Origin of the sequence: uncultured Mediterranea sp. (assembly GCF_902493215.1) — a bacterium.
GTDB lineage: Bacteria > Bacteroidota > Bacteroidia > Bacteroidales > Bacteroidaceae > Bacteroides.
The window spans coordinates 161,400-178,983 of record NZ_CABUOL010000005.1 but is presented as its reverse complement, the minus strand read 5'-3'; the positions used below and the strand labels follow the sequence as shown (position 1 = coordinate 178,983).

16 protein-coding genes and 1 tRNA gene are annotated in these 17,584 nt (G+C 51.7%); 9 read left to right on the top strand and 8 right to left on the bottom strand.

The window, feature by feature from the left end; genetic code table 11:
* The first annotated feature begins 53 nt into the window (after nucleotides 1-53).
* Together RDO88_RS05020 and RDO88_RS05015 are read left to right on the top strand one after the other, a co-directional pair.
* Nucleotides 54-419: a BlaI/MecI/CopY family transcriptional regulator gene (locus RDO88_RS05020; RefSeq protein WP_307758327.1), complete on the top strand. Its 366-nt coding sequence runs from the start codon at nucleotides 54-56 to the stop codon at nucleotides 417-419.
* Nucleotides 397-2,082 (top strand): M56 family metallopeptidase, encoded by a 1,686-nt coding sequence (locus RDO88_RS05015; RefSeq protein WP_307758326.1) that lies wholly within the window; start codon nucleotides 397-399, stop codon nucleotides 2,080-2,082. The genes RDO88_RS05020 and RDO88_RS05015 overlap by 23 nt, the downstream gene beginning before the upstream one ends.
* A 106-nt stretch (nucleotides 2,083-2,188) precedes the next feature.
* Here the strand turns inward: RDO88_RS05015 and RDO88_RS05010 are convergent, their stop codons facing one another.
* On the bottom strand, nucleotides 2,189-2,848 hold the full coding sequence (locus RDO88_RS05010) for a DUF1349 domain-containing protein (protein ID WP_307758325.1): 660 nt from the start codon (nucleotides 2,846-2,848) through the stop codon (nucleotides 2,189-2,191).
* Between the two features lie 128 nt (nucleotides 2,849-2,976).
* Here RDO88_RS05010 and RDO88_RS05005 point away from each other — a divergent pair, with 128 nt between their 5' ends.
* Complete coding sequence (locus tag RDO88_RS05005) at nucleotides 2,977-3,732, top strand: response regulator transcription factor (protein ID WP_075316799.1); 756 nt, start codon at nucleotides 2,977-2,979, stop codon at nucleotides 3,730-3,732.
* 15 nt (nucleotides 3,733-3,747) lie between these two features.
* Here the strand turns inward: RDO88_RS05005 and RDO88_RS05000 are convergent, their stop codons facing one another.
* The 5 genes from RDO88_RS05000 to map form a co-directional block, all read right to left on the bottom strand.
* On the bottom strand, nucleotides 3,748-5,079 hold the full coding sequence (locus RDO88_RS05000) for a solute carrier family 23 protein (protein WP_307758324.1): 1,332 nt from the start codon (nucleotides 5,077-5,079) through the stop codon (nucleotides 3,748-3,750).
* A gap of 87 nt (nucleotides 5,080-5,166) precedes the next feature.
* Nucleotides 5,167-5,733: a xanthine phosphoribosyltransferase gene (xpt, locus tag RDO88_RS04995; RefSeq protein WP_021847664.1), complete on the bottom strand. Its 567-nt coding sequence runs from the start codon at nucleotides 5,731-5,733 to the stop codon at nucleotides 5,167-5,169.
* A 4-nt stretch (nucleotides 5,734-5,737) separates the two neighbouring features.
* Nucleotides 5,738-7,240 (bottom strand): DNA recombination protein RmuC, encoded by a 1,503-nt coding sequence (rmuC, locus tag RDO88_RS04990; RefSeq protein WP_307758323.1) that lies wholly within the window; start codon nucleotides 7,238-7,240, stop codon nucleotides 5,738-5,740.
* A gap of 44 nt (nucleotides 7,241-7,284) precedes the next feature.
* Nucleotides 7,285-8,226, bottom strand: coding sequence for a hypothetical protein (locus tag RDO88_RS04985; protein ID WP_307758322.1), 942 nt, complete (start codon nucleotides 8,224-8,226; stop codon nucleotides 7,285-7,287).
* Between the two features lie 15 nt (nucleotides 8,227-8,241).
* A complete protein-coding gene (map, locus tag RDO88_RS04980; RefSeq protein ID WP_307758321.1) occupies nucleotides 8,242-9,096 on the bottom strand; it encodes a type I methionyl aminopeptidase in 855 nt (284 codons plus the stop codon).
* A gap of 207 nt (nucleotides 9,097-9,303) precedes the next feature.
* Between map and RDO88_RS04975 the strand changes: the two genes are divergently transcribed.
* From RDO88_RS04975 to RDO88_RS04960, 4 genes are all read left to right on the top strand, one after another.
* On the top strand, nucleotides 9,304-9,492 hold the full coding sequence (locus RDO88_RS04975; protein ID WP_234983982.1) for a hypothetical protein: 189 nt from the start codon (nucleotides 9,304-9,306) through the stop codon (nucleotides 9,490-9,492).
* A gap of 130 nt (nucleotides 9,493-9,622) precedes the next feature.
* Nucleotides 9,623-10,753 carry a glycosyltransferase family protein gene (locus tag RDO88_RS04970; RefSeq protein ID WP_307758320.1) on the top strand — a complete coding sequence of 377 codons (1,131 nt, stop codon included), beginning with the start codon at nucleotides 9,623-9,625 and terminating at the stop codon, nucleotides 10,751-10,753.
* Between the two features lie 44 nt (nucleotides 10,754-10,797).
* Nucleotides 10,798-12,882, top strand: coding sequence for an RNA degradosome polyphosphate kinase (locus tag RDO88_RS04965; RefSeq protein WP_307758319.1), 2,085 nt, complete (start codon nucleotides 10,798-10,800; stop codon nucleotides 12,880-12,882).
* A 10-nt stretch (nucleotides 12,883-12,892) separates the two neighbouring features.
* Nucleotides 12,893-13,798: a Ppx/GppA family phosphatase gene (locus tag RDO88_RS04960; RefSeq protein ID WP_307758318.1), complete on the top strand. Its 906-nt coding sequence runs from the start codon at nucleotides 12,893-12,895 to the stop codon at nucleotides 13,796-13,798.
* A 96-nt stretch (nucleotides 13,799-13,894) separates the two neighbouring features.
* Here the strand turns inward: RDO88_RS04960 and RDO88_RS04955 are convergent, their stop codons facing one another.
* Nucleotides 13,895-14,425, bottom strand: coding sequence for an outer membrane beta-barrel protein (locus RDO88_RS04955; protein WP_307758349.1), 531 nt, complete (start codon nucleotides 14,423-14,425; stop codon nucleotides 13,895-13,897).
* Between the two features lie 319 nt (nucleotides 14,426-14,744).
* On the opposite strand from RDO88_RS04955, the gene RDO88_RS04950 reads away from it, so the two are divergent.
* Nucleotides 14,745-15,179, top strand: coding sequence for a hypothetical protein (locus RDO88_RS04950; protein WP_307758317.1), 435 nt, complete (start codon nucleotides 14,745-14,747; stop codon nucleotides 15,177-15,179).
* Nucleotides 15,180-15,243: 64 nt separating this feature from the next.
* On the opposite strand, the gene RDO88_RS04945 is transcribed toward RDO88_RS04950, so the two are convergent.
* A tRNA-Lys gene (locus RDO88_RS04945) sits at nucleotides 15,244-15,316 on the bottom strand.
* A gap of 190 nt (nucleotides 15,317-15,506) precedes the next feature.
* On the opposite strand from RDO88_RS04945, the gene ettA reads away from it, so the two are divergent.
* Nucleotides 15,507-17,204 carry an energy-dependent translational throttle protein EttA gene (gene ettA, locus RDO88_RS04940; protein ID WP_307758316.1) on the top strand — a complete coding sequence of 566 codons (1,698 nt, stop codon included), beginning with the start codon at nucleotides 15,507-15,509 and terminating at the stop codon, nucleotides 17,202-17,204.
* Nucleotides 17,205-17,584 lie beyond the last annotated feature (380 nt).

Sequence of the window (17,584 nt, the reverse complement as noted above, 5' to 3'; positions counted from 1 at the left end):
ATGGAAATAATGACTATATTTGCAGTACACAATGCCGATAAAGCGAAATGATTATGAAACGACTGACCGTAAAAGAAGAAGAAATCATGCGGATGTTTTGGGAGCATGGCCCCATGTTTGTCCGCGAGTTGCTGGCTTTCTATGAAGAGCCGAAGCCCCACTACAATACCGTGTCCACGCTGGTGCGCGGGTTGGAAGAGAAGGGATTCGTGGGCTATAAGGCCTACGGAAATACCTACCAGTATTATCCGCTGGTGTCGGCGAAGGACTACAAGCGTTCGGCGCTGAACGAGGTCGTGGCTCATTACTACGACAATTCCTTTGCCAACGTTGTCTCCGCCTTTGTAGAAGAGGAGGGCATGCCGCTCGACGAGCTGAAGGAGCTGATAGCGCGGATTGAAAACAAACGCCAAGCCTGACAGGGATATGGGTGCCTTTCTGTTCTATCTGTTCAAGTCCACGCTCTGCCTGGCGATGCTTTATCTGCTCTTCCGGCTGTGCTTCAGGGGCGATACGCTGTTTCGCACCAACCGCTTTCTGCTGTTGGGCGGCACGGCAGTCTGCCTGTTGCTGCCTTTGGTGCAGGTAGACGTACCGCAGGAAAGCCTGTGGCAACGCCCCCTGGTGGCGGTAGAAGCCGCATTGACGAAACCTTCGGCGGAGGAAGCCTCGGCAGAAGATACGTTGTCCGAAACAGATGCGGACTCGATGCGCCTTGCAGAGACCGATGGGTTGACAAAGACGCCGCGGTCGGAAACGTCGTACAGCGGGTTGTACCTGCTGGCGGCTCTCTATGCAGGTGGGGCGCTGCTGACGCTGGGTTTCTTTCTGCTATCGCATGGGCGTATGCGGCAGTTGGTGCGCCGTTGTCCCGTCAGGGAGTGTGGCGGCTACCGGCTGGTTATCGGTCCGCGCGGACAGCAATCCTTCAGTTGGGGGCGGACCGTCGTCCTCTCGCAGGAAGACTATGAGCAGAACCGCGAAACGGTGCTGCTGCACGAGCGGATGCACCTGCACTACTGCCACACGGCCGACCTGCTGTGGATGGAACTGCTGATTGTGCTCCACTGGTTCAACCCTGCCGCCTGGCTGCTGATGCGCGAACTGCGCGAAGTGCACGAGTTCGAAGCAGACAGCGGCGTACTTTCTCATGGCATCGATGCCACTCAATATCAACTTTTGCTCGTGAAGAAATCCGTCGGCACAAGGCTCTACTCTATGGCCAGCGGCTTTGGACACAGCAAGCTAAAACAACGTATCAATATGATGTTAAAGAAAAGAACCAACCGACTGGCACGACTGAAGCTGTTGCTCTTCGTGCCGGTGGTGTCGGGGACGCTCTATGCGTTTGCCCGGCCCGAAGTGAAGAACGCGGTGGAACAGGTGGTGAAGCCGCAAGTCTGCGAACCCTTGCAGAACACCGTCCGTCAGGACGAGCGTGAACTGTTGGAGCAATATTTCGCGCGGAAGTTCAGAGAGGGTGGAGGTACCGTAGCTCCTGCCCTGGGAGAGGCGGCACACACGCTCTTTGTCAACATGAGAAATCAGATTATGATAGACCGGCAAGGGACAAAGACTGATTGTGCCGACTTTATCCGCAAGCATCTGGCCGACGCCTTGCGGAAAGATTATCAACAGGCAAAACAGTTGGGACAGCCGTTCCGTTCCGATTTGCAGATACGCTACGACCGCGGGACGACTACCGAAGCCATGCGCCTCTATCTGCGTACGGTGAAGGAAGTCTATCAGCAGCTTCGTCGGGAAGTCGCTGCCGAGCTGGGTACGGCAGATGAAGCCGCTTTGGACAAGGCGTTCCCCATCCTCGTTACGTTTGCAGAGCCGAAGGAATATAAGAAAATAGTGGTAGACGCTGCGGAGAAACTACCGCTGGAAGTGACGCTGCTGGCTTCCGGCCAAAGCAAGACACTGACGAATTTCTCCTTGGACGAACTTCGGAAAGAAATGAAGGTCTTCCGTTCCGGCATGTCCGATATGACCATCTCGCTGAAGGTGGACAAGGACATCCCGATGGGTGTAGTGCAGGATGTGAAGGAAGAGTTGAGGAAAGGATTTAGGAAGTAGGTTTCAGATATGGATAAGTCCTGTCAGGCCGCCCTTACGGGTGAATAAAGATTATGCAGTCTTCGTCCGAGAAGGCAGTATGACAGGACTTTTATAAGACGGTCCGTTATTGGTTTGAAGTGTTCTTCTTCAGCCATTCAGCCCGGCGCTGGTCGGGTAGGTGCTTGATGGAAAAATCTTCAAATCGTGCGCTGAATCCATTTCCGTCGGGGCTGGCTCCCATGATACCTACCATGACGGGATGATTGTCCTGTAACCAGGCATTTCGCATCATGGTATATTCTTTGTCGTCGAAGGAATAGAAAATTTCTACGGCATCCAGCCTTCTGATCGCCTTAATCCAGATAAAGGGTACAGGTTTTTCCAGCGGAATGATGCTCCAGTCACTCTTATGATGGGTTACAACCGTACTCAGATTGTATTTCCCGTCCACAAACTCGATACCGGCCTTGATATAATTCTCATGATCGATACGCAGCATCAGTCCTGCCTGGTCGAAACGGGCCTGATAATCACCCGATATTTTCACCTTGACTTCAAACTCTCCTCCGCGCAACGCATACAGGAAAGGGGCATCATCTACGGTAAATCCATAATGGGATATCCGCCAATAGTCAGTTTGTGGTGTGACATCCATCAGGAGCGTGTTGTTTTTGATTTCCCACTGTTCCGGTTCGTTGAACCATTGCATCTTTTCCAATGATTGTGCCATGCAGACACATGAAGCGGCAATCATACATCCGCTTAACAACATTGACTTCTTCATATTCATATAATTTTTTATGTAATCTTTTCCGTTTACCGTGAATAACTATTCTTTTTTTTACCTTTGCAAAGGTAAATCGTTGTAAACGAATCTGCAATGATTAATAATAACCATTCTTTTTCGGACAGATGGATACTGTGGATATATTGAACAAAGAATTCTCCATGCAAGACTTTACAGGAGACCAGCCCTATGATGAAATGCTGGTCAGATACAAGGACATTGCCTGTAACTATGCTCGGATGGAGAATGTGATTGCTGTATTGAGTGACTTGCGTACCCGATCCAGCTATATCTATTATGGTGGCTTCTCGCAAATGCTTGAAAGAGGAGGAAGGAAGCGGGAGGATAAAGTTTCTTCCATTTGGGAAAAAGAACTTTTCGGGCTTATGCATCAGGATGATTTGGAGAACAAGCACTGGCAGGAACTTTGTTTCTATCATTTCATGAAACGGCAGCCCAAAAGAAAACGTTCCGATTATTATCTGGCCAGCAAGATACGAATGATGAGCTGCACGGGAAGTTATCTGTCTGTGTTGCATCGGATGTTTTATGTTCTGCTTCCTTCCAGTGACAGCCTTTGGCTGGCATTGTGCCTGTACGGTCCTCTGACCATTGAACTTCCTTCACAGTGCATGATAGTCAATTCTGTTACGGGACATGTCACAGAACTGGAAAAACAAAATAGCAAGAAGATATTGTCTGCCAGGGAAAGGCAGATATTGACTATGATAGACAAAGGTTTGACGAGTAAGGAAATAGCCAGACTGCTTTCTATCAGTATAAATACGGTCAGTCGTCACAGACAAGAAATCTTGGCTAACCTGCAAGTGAAGAATTCTATCGAGGCTTGCAGGATAGCTAAAGATCTGAAGTTGATTTAAGTAAGGTTTGTTCGTCTATTCCTTGATTCGTATCAGCGCATTCGCTACGATGGCAGTCAGGCCGCCCGTAGTGATGCCCGATGCGAAAATGTTGCGCAGTGTTTCGGGCAGCTGGCACAGAATTTCGGGCACCAGTTCAACGCTCAGCCCCAGCGAGAAGCTGACGGCAATGACCAGTGTGGCTTTACGGTTCATCTCCTGTGCGGCGATGATGCGGATACCTGCTGCTGCCACCGTGCCGAACATCAGCAACGTAGCACCTCCCAATACCGGTTCGGGCATCAGCGAGAATACCAGTCCTACAGCGGGGAACAGCCCCAGCACAACAAGCATACCTGCTATGTAGTAGCCCACGTAGCGGCTGGCCACACCAGTCAGTTGTATCATGCCGTTGTTTTGTGCAAACACTGAATTGGGGAAGGCACAGAGCATGCCCGAAATCATGGAGTTGAAACCGTCGGCAAAGATGCCGCCCGACGCCCGTCGGATGAAGACCTCGCCCTCGACAGGCTCACCCGAAATCATGGAGTTGGCTGTGATATCACCGTACGCCTCGATAGCCGTGATGACAAAAATCAGTGCCAGGGCCAGTACGGCAGACAGGCTGATATCCAGTCCGAAGCGGAAGGGATGGGGGACGGTGACACCGCCGAAACTCTGTACCGAACCGAAGTCAATCATGCCCATCAGCCACGCCACGACGTAGCCCGTAGCCAGGCCGATGACGATGGAGCTCATGCGCAGGTACCGGTTACTGCTGCGGTTGAAAATCAGAATAAGTACCAGTACCAGAGCTGCCAGACCTACGTAGCGCAGACTGCCGAATGTTCCGTCGGCTTGGGCTGCCGCACCGCCTCCACAAGCCGTGATGCCCACCTTGATGAGGCTCATACCGATGAGGGTCACTACGATGCCCGACACGAGCGGGGTGATAATCTTCCGTGTGTACTTCAGCAGGCGGCTGATAATCATTTCTACCGAAGCGGCCGCCATGCAAGATCCGAAGACCAGTGCCAGCCCGCCCGTGGTACCCGCAGCAATGATGGGGCCGATGAACGAGAAGCTGGTACCCTGGATGCACAGCAGTCCCGTTCCGATAAAGCCGAAGCGGCGGCATTGCACGAAGGTGGCGATGCCCGAGGCGATGAGGGCCATGGATACCAGATAGCCCGTTGTTTCAGTATCAAGTTTCAGTGCACCCGAGATGATGAGCGGCGGTGTGATGATGGCTACGAAGATGGCCAGCAGATGTTGCAGCGCGGCGAAGAAAGCTTCGCGGAAAGGTGGGCGGTCGTTCAGACCATAGATGAGGCCGTTCTTCGGCGTCGTTTGTGGTTGTTCTTCCATATAGAGAAAATGTGAGAGGCGCGGATGGTACGGTCGCTTTCAGGCAAGCAGTCCGTGCGCTCCGCGCCTTTGATGATGAAAAAAGGTTTATCTGATCTTGATTTCGCAGTTGTCCAGACTTTCTATGATAGCCAGGCTCTCTACGTGGATGCCTGCCGCACGCAGTTCGTCGCCTCCGTGCTGGAAGGCCTTTTCAATGATGAAGCCCATACCGACCAGTTCGGCGCCGGCCTGTTTCACCAGTTCGATGATACCTTTGGCTGCATTTCCGTTGGCCAGGAAGTCGTCGATGAACAGCACCTTGTCGCCCGGGCAGAGGAAATCGCGGCTGACACAGACATCATACGTGCGCTGCTTGGTGAAGGAGAAGACCGAGGTGGCCAGCATGTTCTCCATCGTACTGGGCTTTTTCTTCTTGGCAAAGACCACGGGGAGTTCGAGCAGATATCCTACCATGATGGCCGGAGCAATTCCGCTGGCCTCTACCGTGATGACTTTGTTGATTTGGGTTGATGCGAAACGGCGTACGAATTCCACGCCGATACTTTTCATCAGGATGGGGTCCATCTGATGGTTGATGAAGTTGTCTACTTTCAGGATTCCTCCGGGGAAGCAGCGTCCGTCGCGAAGGATGCGGTCTTTCAATGTCTTCATTGCCTTATTCTTTTGTTGTTGTTTGGTTCAGTTCGGATGTTTCTTCTGTCTTTTCTTCCTCTTCTCCGGCCGGCAGAAGTCGGGGCGATATGCGCTTCTTGGGTGTCAGGCTCATGCCACGCAGCTGTTCGGCCTGGCGGACCACGCTGCCCGCTCCGTCCGACAACTGGTTCAATGCCTTGTCGTAGTCCTTCTGAAGGCTGCCCAGACGGTCGCCCAGGGTGAGGAACGTGTCGGTAAAGCCGGCAATCTTTTCGTAGAGTGACGTGCCCCGCTTGATGATGGCCTGCACGTTCTTTACCTGATTCTCGCGTTTCCACAGGTCGAGCGAGAGGCGCAGGGCACTGATGAGGTTGGTGGGGCTCATCAGAACAACCTTCTTGTTGTAGGCATATTCCCACAGGTTGGCGTCGCTCTGTACGGCCAGCAGATAAGCTCCTTCGGTAGGGATGAACATCATGACGAAGTCGGGCGCCTTGACGTCGTAGTGCGAGTAGTCCTTGCGGCTCAGTTCGTCGATGTGAGCCCGGACGGACTGCAGATGTGCCTTCAGGCAGCGGGCCTGCTCTTCCTTGTCCTCGGCGGCGGTATAGGCGGCGTAGGCCGATAGGGAGACTTTGGAGTCGATAATCATTTCACGGTCGTCAGGATAGCGGACGATGATGTCGGGCTGCATGCGCTGACCGCTTTCTTCGTTGGTCAGTGCTTCACCCCGCTCGTCGCGCAGAAACTCCTGGCGGACGTAATGTTCGCCTTCGATGAGGCCCGATGCCTGGAGCAGGCGTTCCAGAATGACTTCGCCCCAGTTACCCTGCATTTTCGAGTCGCCCTTCAGGGCACGGGTCAGGTTGTTAGCCTCTTCGCTCAGGCGGTTGTTCAGTTCCACAAGGTCCTTGATGCGTTCGCCCAGTGAGAAGCGTTCCTTGGCTTCGGTGTTGTATACCTGTTCTACCTTTTCGCGGAAGTCTTTGAGATTTTCACCCAAGGGGCGGAGCAGATTGCCGATGTGTTCGGCATTGAGGCGCTTGAAGTCGTCGGCCTTGTTTTGGAAGATACGGTTGGACAGTGCTTCGAACTCAGTGTTCATGCGGCGGTGCAGGGCTTCGGCCTCTTCGCGCTGTTCGGCCAGGCGCTTTTCCAGTTGCTGCCGTTGTTCGGCCAGTCGTTCGGCGAATTGCTGTTCGCGGCTGCTGTTCTGTTCATTGAACAGCCGTTCCTGTTCGGCCAGGCGGTTGGCAAACAGCCGCTCCTGCTCGGCCAGGCGTTCACCAAACTGTTTTTCTTGTGCGGCCAGTCGTTCGGTGCTCTGCTGCCCGATGGCTTTCAGCCGCTCCTCGGCAACTGCTTTCTCTCGTTCGATGCGTTCGTTGGTCGTACGGTTCAGCAAGTCTTCACGTTGCTGTGCGGCTTCAAGCTGCGCTTTCAGTGCGGTGGCTTTACGCCCTGCAACCAGCATCCCGATACCTGTCCCCACGCCCAGTCCTATAATCAGTAATACGATTTCCATGATGTGCGATATTATGTCCGTTTATTAAAACCAATCCCCACCGGTTATCTTTGTGGCTGCAAAGCCTGCCGCATCTTTTCAATCAGTTCGGGAGTTCCGGTGACAGGCTTGCGGGTCAGCAGGAAGGCAAAGTTTTCGGCCAGTATTTCTTCGGGATTGATGATGTAGTTGGTATTCCTTCCTACCTGTTCAAAGAAATTCTCTGCATCCTTTATTCCGTATATCACCGTTTTCCCGTCTTTCTGTTCTGCTTTCCCGTCTTTCAGCGGCATCAGGCCGATTGTCAGATAATTGAAGAAGCTGCCTCCTTCGTAGGGCTTGTTGGCATATATCAGCATCGCACAGGGGCGTTCTTCCCCCTTGATGCGAAAGCGGGCGTAACTGTCGAAGCGGTTGACATCGGGGTTGGTGATGATTACGTCGCGCAAATCGGCCGGTACTTCAAATTCCTCTGGCACAATGTTGAAGCCGATGAGCTTGTACATCTTCTCACGGAAATCCGGATTGTTGCGAGTCAGCACATGAAACAGTTCGTGCGCCAGCAGATAACTTGCCTGCTGGGGCTTCATGCGGGCTATCTGCTCTTCCACTACGATGTAGTCCATACGTGTATATCCTCCTGCACCGCCTTCTTCGGCCATCGTGGTTTTCAGGATTCTGATTTCCTGCGGAAGAGTCAGTGACAGGTTCAAGGCTTTGATGTGGCTGTTCAGCGTGTCGGCCGCTTCCTGCATCCGCTGCTTGTCCAGTTCACTCCAGTCGCGTGCCTGGTCGGCAATGAAGTGTATCAGTTCCTGCCGGGTTCCACCTTTTTTGCCCAGCCGGGCTTCGTAGTCGAAACGGCTCCACTGGCGGGTGGTGGCATCTTCCTGCGAAAGCAGAACACGGGCCTGGGCGGCATCGACGTAGTGCAGGCTGATTTGCGCATACATCCCCGTAGCACCAAGGCCAAGAGATAAAAGTACTGTTGCCAGAAATCTTTTCATGCGAAGCGGCCCTCCTTATTCTGTCAGTACTTCGTTTCCGTTCTCGGTAATCAGCACCATGCTTTCCCACTGTGCCGAGGGCAGGCCGTCGTCGGTGCAGACGGTCCATCCGTCGGCCTCGTCGATGAAGACTTCATAACTGCCCATGTTGATCATCGGTTCGATGGTGAACGTCATGCCCGGTACAATCATCATGCCCGTTCCTTTCTTGCCGAAGTGCTCTACGTCGGGCTCTTCGTGGAATTTGACACCACATCCGTGGCCGCACAGGTCGCGTACCACACTGTAGCCGTTCTTCTCGGCATGTTCCTGGATGGCGGCACCTATGTCTCCCAGGCGTGTCCAGGGCTGTGCCATGCGTACGCCGATGTCGCGGCATTCGCGGGTCACTTCAACGAGACGTTTCATTTCGGGACTCACTTCGCCGATCATGAACATGCGCGATGCGTCTGAGAAATAACCTTTGTAGATGGTCGATACATCGACGTTGACGATGTCGCCGCTTTTCAGGATTTCCCTGGTGCTGGGGATGCCGTGGCACACGACATCGTTGATGCTGGTACATACACTCTTCGGGTAACCTTCGTAAAGGAAGGGGGCGGGGATGGCATCGTGGTCGGTGGTGAAGCAGTAGACCATGTGGTCTATTTCGGCCGTAGACATGCCTTCACGGATATTCTCAGAAATATAGTCGAGCAGGGCAGTATTGATTTTGGCACTCTCGCGGATGCCGGCCAGCTGTTCTTCGGTACGGAGCAGGTGGCGTTGCGGCAGGCGGACGCCTTCGCGTTTGTATTGCTGTATTCTTGCTTCCACTTCATCGGAATAGTTTTTGGGAGTGAAGCGGGCTCCCTTTATCAGTTTCTTCATGATGAAAACTCCTTTTGGTTATAGTTGTGCAAAAGTACGCAAATACTTTGGGAAAAGGGTCGTCTTCTGTAGGGAAATTGCAGGTCGGTGTGGCAGGGGCTTCTTTCAAAGTGTGCAACCGGTTATTTTAGCAGATTTGTAATGTTGTCTAAACATGGTTGCAACAATGTTTGTGCACTTTTGCAATGCCAAATAAAAATAGGAGGAATGATTATGCAACTGAATCAGAATGATTACACGGTAGAAGCTGCCGCAGGCGGCGGATTTTTTGCCTATTACATGAACAATCTGTTGTGCAGCGCTTACGGCGAAACGCCCGATGAAGCCTGTGAGAACCTGGAACGTGTCGTGGACGATTTTGTCAGCGATATGTTTATGGTTGAAGAATATATCTGACCTCAACGTCGAGAAGCATTTCTTACGTAAATTCATATATTCTCTTTTTGCTCCGCATCTGCGTGATGCAGGTGCGGTTAGTTTAAGTCTATTATCCGAACACACCTCTATATATATGTATTGAAGTCCTATGAAAGTATTGTTCATCATTCAAGGCGAAGGGCGGGGACACCTCACCCAAGCCATTACATTGGAAGGCATCTTGCGGCGCAACGGGTACGATGTGGTCGAAGTGCTGGTGGGGCAGAGCAGCTCGCGCAGTCTTCCCGGTTTCTTCAACCGGAGCATCAAGGCACCGGTGAAGCGTTTCCTGAGTCCCAACTTTCTGCCTACACCGGCCAATCGTCGGGTCAGTCTCACGCGCAGCGTGGCCTACAACCTGTTCCGTCTGCCAGCCTATGTACGAAGCATGCAATACATCAACCGGCGTATCCGGGAAACGGAGGCTGAGCTGGTCATCAATTTCTACGAATTGCTGACAGGGCTGACTTACTGTTTCTTCCGTCCTCCGGTTCCGCAGGTCTGCATCGGGCATCAATATCTTTTTCTGCATCCCGACTTCCGCTTTCCGCGAAAAAGTGGATGGAGTCTTTTCCTGTTACGCTTCTTTACCCGTCTGACTTGTATCGGTACCTGTCGCAGGCTCGCTTTGTCATTCCGTCCGATGGACGACAACCCTTCTTCCCGCATTCGGGTGATTCCGCCTTTGCTTCGTCCGGAAGTGCTGGCTTGCGAGAGTGAGAAAGGTGACTATCTGCACGGCTACCTGCTCAATGCGGGCTTTGCGCAGGATGTGTTGGGTTGGCATCAGCGTTATCCGCGTGTACCCCTCCATTTCTTTTGGGACAAGCCGGGTGAAGAAGAAACTTGCTGCATGGACGGTACGCTGACTTTTCATCAGATAGACGACATGAAGTTTCTGCGTTACATGTCCGGTTGCCGCGCTTACGCTACAACAGCAGGGTTCGAGTCAGTGTGCGAAGCCATGTATCTGGGCAAGCCTTTGCTGATGGTGCCTGCCCATATCGAACAGGATTGCAATGCCTATGATGCAGCTTTGACTGGTGCCGGCATTGTGGCCGATTCGTTCGACCTGCAACGCCTGCTCGACTTCGAGCAGGGCTATCGTCCGAATGCGGAGTTCCGTTATTGGGTACGTAGTGCCGAACGAATCATTCTGGATGCACTGGAAGAAGTTGCACACTCCGGACGTTTTCCGTTGGGTGTGCCGTATGAATATTGTAACCGTTTTGAAATCTGAATGTAACACCCGTCCTCTACTTTTGCGGAAAAATTGTGAAACTTATGGCAAACAGGACGGTCAACAAGAAAACCTTGTCGGAGGCATACGTGGAGCGCGACCTGAGTTGGATGTACTTCAACCGGCGCATCCTTCAGGAAGCAACCAAGCAGCAGATTCCTTTGTTGGAACGGTTGGGCTTTCTGGGTATCTATTCAAACAATTTGGATGAATTTTTCCGTGTACGCATGGCTACGCTGAGTCGTATTGCCGAGTGTGATGACAGGAGCGTACGGGCCGAGCGTGAACATGCCCGTCAGCTCATCAAGCAAATCAACAAGCTGAACAACAAGTACGCCAAGGAGTACGAAGAGGCCATCCGCGACGTTACCCAGCAGTTGCGTGCCGAGCACATTTGTCTGTTGAAGGAAAACGAACTCGATGACGAACAGCAGCAATATGTACGTACCTTCTTCCGTCAGCAGTTGAGTGGTTTTGTGAGTCCGGTATGGATTTCGGCGGTAAAACAACTGGCCGACGAGACCGACGAGAACATCTATCTGGCTGTAAAGATGCAGTCAGGCCATAAGAAACAAGGCGATTATGCCTTGATTGAGCTTCCGGTTTCGGTCTGCGGACGCTTTGTGCGCCTGCCCGACAAGAATGGAAACAACTACCTGATGTATCTGGACGATGTTATCCGTTTCTGCCTCCCGATGATTTTCGGCGGATTGAACTATGACCATTTCGAAGCATACGCCTTCAAGTTTACAAAGGATGCCGAAATGGAGATAGACAACGACCTGCGCAACGGCATGTTGCAGAAAATATCCAAGGGAGTGAAGAGCCGCCGGAAGGGTGATGCGCTGCGTGTCATTTACGATGCCGCCATGCCCAAAGACCTGCACAAGCGTGTGATGAACATGTTGAACCTTGACAAGCTGGATACCGTATTGGCCGGTGGCCGTTATCACAACCACAAAGACCTGATGTCTTTTCCCGACTGCGGACGGAAAGACTTGAAATATCCCCGTTGGGAGCCTCTGGTACGCCCTGAACTGGACAGTGGCGAGAGTCTGTTGAAGCTGGTACAGAAGGGCGACCGCTTTATACATGTACCTTATCACAGCTTCGACTACTACATCCGCCTGTTGCAGGAAGCCGCCATACACAAGGAGGTAAAGAGCATCAAGACGACCCTTTACCGTCTGGCCAAAGATTCCAAGGTGGTGCGTGCCCTCATCTGTGCTGCCCGTAACGGGAAGAAGGTGACGGTTGTCATCGAATTGCTGGCTCGTTTCGACGAGGCGTCTAACATCAGCTGGTCGAAGAAAATGCAGGATGCGGGTATTCACGTCATTTTTGGGGTGGAGAATCTGAAAGTGCATTCCAAGATAACCCACATCGGCATGAAGAACGGTAGCGACATCGCCTGCATCAGTACAGGAAACTTCCACGAAGGCAATGCACGGGTTTATACGGACTATATGCTGATGACTGCCGCCCGTAATGTGGTGCGCGATGTCAACTCTGTGTTTACATTTATCGAGAAACCCTATATGCCGGTATCTTTCAAGGAACTGCTGGTATCACCCAATGAGATGAAGAAGAAATTCCTCAAGCTGATCGATGCTGAAATCAAGAACCGCCAGCAGGGAAAGCCGGCCTACATACGGGTCAAGATAAACCATATCACGGATACTGATATGGTGAAGAAATTGTATGAGGCTTCGGCCAACGGCGTGCCCGTCGATTTGCTGGTGCGCGGCAACTGTTCGCTGGTGACAGGCATATCGGGGGTGAGCGATACCATCCATATCTGCGGTATCATCGACCGTTATCTGGAACATTCTCGCATCTTTATTTTTGCGGCCGGTGGTGAAGAAAAGTGTTTCATCGGTTCGGCCGACTGGATGCCCCGCAACTTGGACAATCGGGTGGAGGTGGTGACGCCTGTCTACGATCCTGCCATCAAGGCCGACCTGGCCCGGGTCATCGATTATGGCCTGCGCGACAACATGCAGGGGCGCATAGTCGACGGCAGGGGAGAGAACAAGCCCTGGACGACGGATAGTGAAGTTCCTTTCCGTTCGCAGGAAGCATTGTACAAGTATTACCAGGAGATGAATCAGTCGCAAGAGAACAAATAAGAATATATATATGTGTAAGAAATGTTATGCCGCCATCGATATCGGTTCGAATGCCGTGCGGCTTCTGATCAAGAAAGAGGAGGAGAACGAGAGCCTGGTGAGCCGTCGCCTTTCGAAAGTGCTGATGCTTCGTGTACCCCTCCGTCTGGGATTTGATGTCTTTTCTTTGGGTGAGCTCTCGGAAAACAAGGCTGTAAAGCTGCGCCGTCTGATGAAGGCTTTCCGCCAGCTGATGAAGATATACGAAGTGACCGACTATCGTGCCTGTGCCACGTCGGCCATGCGCGATGCACGCAACGGCAAGGCGGTCATCAAGAAAGTGTTGAAAGATACGGGGATCCGCATCGAGATTATCGACGGTCAGGAGGAGGCCCGTATGATTTACAACAATCATGTGGAGTGTCTGGAAGACCGTACCGGCAATTATATCTACGTGGATGTGGGTGGAGGCAGTACCGAAATCAATCTGCTGACCAACGGCGTGCTGGTACAGTCTCTGTCCTATAACATCGGTACCGTGCGTATGCTGAGCAATGCCGTGCAGGAGGAAGTCTGGACACAGATGAAAGACGACCTGACCCGCCTGACAGCCGATTTTCCCGATATCAACATCATCGGTTCGGGTGGAAACATCAACAAACTCTACCGCTTGGCCGACAAGAAAGACAAGAAACTCCAGCGGATGCCTATTGCTTCCTTGCAGGAACTGTACGACGAACTTAGTCCGTTGACTCCCGAACAGCGCATGAAGGAGTTTAGCCTCAAGGCCGACCGTGCCGATGTTATCGTGCCCGCCGCCAAGATATTCCTGACCATTGCCGAAACGGTGAAGGCACAGTATGTACATGTGCCGGTTATCGGCTTGGCCGACGGTATCATCGACAATCTGTATGCAGGCAACCAGTCTGCCGAATGATTTCGCCTGACATCCGATAAACAAAAACAGCTTTCATCCCGGCAGGAAACCATAAGGATGAAAGCTGTTTCTGTCAGTCAATCGAAAGCCGTTGCATCAGAATACATAGTGGAAGCCGATGGACAGGTCTTCACTGCTGAAAGAGAAGCCGTAACCATCCGAGCTGCCCAGCATGTAGTCATCCCGATATCCGAGGAAACCATATTTGGTGACGAAGCTGAAGTGCTCGTTCAGCTTGATGGCTATACCAGGCTTGAGGCCCAGTTCGAATCCGGAAGTAGCATCTCCTCCGTCCTTGATTTTGTAAGTGGAAACTCCGATTCCACCGTCTACAAACAGGCGCACAATCTTGCTGTTGAAGAAGGAATAACGGGCATAGGGGGCAAAGGCAAAACCGTTGGCAATGATTTTGTGTTCCTCTGTCTTTGTCTTGCTGTGGGTAAAGGCCAGTGTGGCACCGACCGACCATGCTTCATTCAGTTCATAACCTACTTCGGGAGCCAGGGTAAACGACGTTTTGTCGGCATCATCATTGTGCCATAAACCCAGCGAACCGCCTACATACACTTGTGCCTTGACAGACAATGAAGCTGCCAGCACGAACAAAAAAATCACAAATTTCTTCATGTTCATAACAATTTGGTTAAACAAAATTTGGTTAGGTTCTCAAATTGCCGTTTATGGAACTTGGCCCATAACGGCATGTTTTACTCTTCTAAATGTCGTTACAAAGGTAACGGATATGTTGATGATTGCAAAGTTTTGCCTAAGTTTTCTATAAAAATTTTTTTTTTAACCATCATTTCCGGTCGTTGGTTATCCTTTATTGCGAATCTGATGAGGCTTGTTGTATAGGCCGATTTTGTTATTCTTTCTTATAATAATTGGTGTGTAGCGACATTTTCCGTATGTTTGTCGCCATTATTAACTTTAAAGAAGAAAGAGTATGAAATTTGTGAATTGTGTGAAAATACTGATTGTCGGTCTGTTGGCCTCGTTTGTGTCTTCCTGTGGCGACGATGTGGTTTATCAAACCTTCCAGAATACCGATGAAGCCCTGTGTGCCCATACATGGTCAGAAACCTATGAGACAACCAATGAAGATAATGTCGAGGTGACATGCATTCATCAGCTGAAGTTTGCCAAGGCTGGAAACAGCGGTCAGGAAATCTTTCAGTATTATTATGTAGGGCAGAACCGTCCTTATAGTACAGTGACCGGTAACTTTGACTGGGAATGGCTGGATGCTTCGAAGGAGGGTCTCCGCATGGATTTCGGCGCGGGCAACATCGTTTATTTTGAAAACGTCTGGGTGCGCGAACATTATCTGTCCGGCAAGTTGGATGGCGTAATGGTGACTTTTGTGGAAGAGGGATATTGATACCTCGTGTTTGCATAAAAGAAAGACCGCTGATAATTCCAAATTATCAGCGGTCTTTCTTTTGTGATCCGCTTGGGGCTCGAACCCAAGACCCCAACATTAAAAGTGTTGTGCTCTACCTGCTGAGCTAGCGAATCAAACCTTAGTGCTGTTAAGCGGGTGCAAAGATAGAGAGTTTTTTTGAAGATGCAAAGTCTTTCTGTCTTTTTTATTATCTTTGCACAAAGATTATGAAGAGGTGTCATGGCTCACGGCTGATTGTGCAGACTGTACAGGGCACAACCTCGCAAACGCATTTTTACACATTATTATATATACCTTATTTTTATGGCAACAGTAGACGATAAGAAAATTATTTTTTCCATGGTGGGCTTGAACAAGACCATCCAGCAGAACAACAAGCAGGTGTTGAAGAACATCTACCTCTCGTTCTTCTACGGAGCTAAGATCGGTATCATCGGTCTGAACGGTTCGGGTAAGTCCACCTTGCTGAAGATTATCGCCGGGTTGGACAAATCCTATCAGGGCGAAGTGGTGTTTTCACCCGGATATTCCGTCGGGTATCTGGCACAGGAGCCTTATCTGGACCCTGCCAAGACCGTGAAGGAAGTGGTGATGGAAGGTGTGCAGCCCATTGTCGATGCGCTGACGGAGTATGAGGAAATCAACCAGAAGTTCGGCTTGCCCGAGTATTACGAAGACCCCGACAAGATGGAGAAGCTTTTTGCCCGCCAGGCCGAGCTGCAGGACATCATCGACGCGACGGATGCCTGGAACCTGGACAGCAAGCTGGAGCGTGCCATGGACGCCCTGCGTTGCCCGCCCGAAGACCAGTCGGTCGAACATCTGTCGGGAGGTGAGCGCCGACGCGTGGCCCTCTGCCGCCTGCTCTTGCAGAAGCCGGACATCCTGTTGCTGGACGAGCCGACCAACCACCTTGATGCCGAGTCAATCGACTGGCTGGAGCAGCACTTGCAGCAGTACGAGGGTACGGTGATTGCCGTGACGCACGACCGTTATTTCCTCGACCACGTGGCCGGATGGATTCTGGAACTCGACCGTGGTGAAGGCATTCCCTGGAAGGGCAACTATTCCAGCTGGCTGGAGCAGAAGACCAAGCGCATGGAGATGGAGGAGAAGACAGCCAGCAAGCGCCGCAAGACGCTGGAGCGCGAGCTGGAGTGGGTGCGCATGGCGCCCAAAGCCCGTCAGGCCAAAGGAAAAGCCCGTCTGAACTCTTACGACAAGTTGCTGAACGAGGACGTGAAGGAGAAGGAAGAGAAACTGGAAATCTTCATCCCCAACGGTCCGCGACTGGGCAACAAAGTCATCGAGGCCAAACACGTGGCCAAGGCTTTTGGCGACAAGCTGCTCTTCGACGACCTCAACTTCATGCTTCCGCCCAACGGCATTGTGGGCATCATCGGTCCGAACGGTGCGGGAAAGACCACGCTCTTCCGTCTCATCATGGGACTGGAGAAGGCCGACAGGGGTGAGTTCGAAGTGGGCGAAACTGTAAAGGTGGCCTATGTAGACCAGCAGCACAAGGATATCGACCCCAACAAGAGTGTCTATCAGGTTATCTCGGGCGGCAACGAACTCATCCGCATGGGTGGACGCGACATCAACGCCCGTGCCTACCTCTCGCGTTTCAACTTCTCGGGTGCTGACCAGGAGAAGCTCTGCGGCGTGCTCTCCGGCGGTGAGCGCAATCGTCTGCACCTGGCCATGGCGCTGAAGGAAGAGGGCAACGTACTGCTTCTCGACGAGCCTACCAACGATATCGACGTCAATACCCTTCGTGCCCTTGAAGAAGGTTTGGAAGATTTTGCCGGCTGTGCCGTGGTCATCAGCCACGACCGTTGGTTCCTCGACCGTATCTGTACGCACATTCTGGCCTTCGAGGGCGATTCGAATGTGTTCTTCTTCGAAGGTTCCTACTCGGAGTACGAGGAAAACAAGCAGAAACGTCTGGGCAAGGAAGAGCCCAAGCGCGTGCGCTATCGCAAGCTGATGGAAGATTGATGCGATTTATGCAAGGAAACGCCCCCGGCTGTTTCGGTTATAGAAAGGCTGTACCAGGAAAGGTTGGTGCAGCCTTTTCTTTGTTTGGTAGTATATGTTTACAAACGATGCGGATTGGCATCCAATCCGGAAAACGTGTCTGTAGGAGAGTTTAAACCCTGAGGCCTCTATGTTTGAAACATTGGGGTCTTATGTTTCAAACATACCCCCCTTATGTTTCAAACATTCCCATTGAACCTTTTTTGAGCATGCCGGTCGCCTGATTTTTTCTAGTATTGAAAATATGTTACAATGTGTCAGGGGAAACCAGCGATTTCCTATCGTCTTTTTCTTGTTCCTATGTGGTTGTCCGGCCCTTCATCCGGATGGCTTTACCTGTT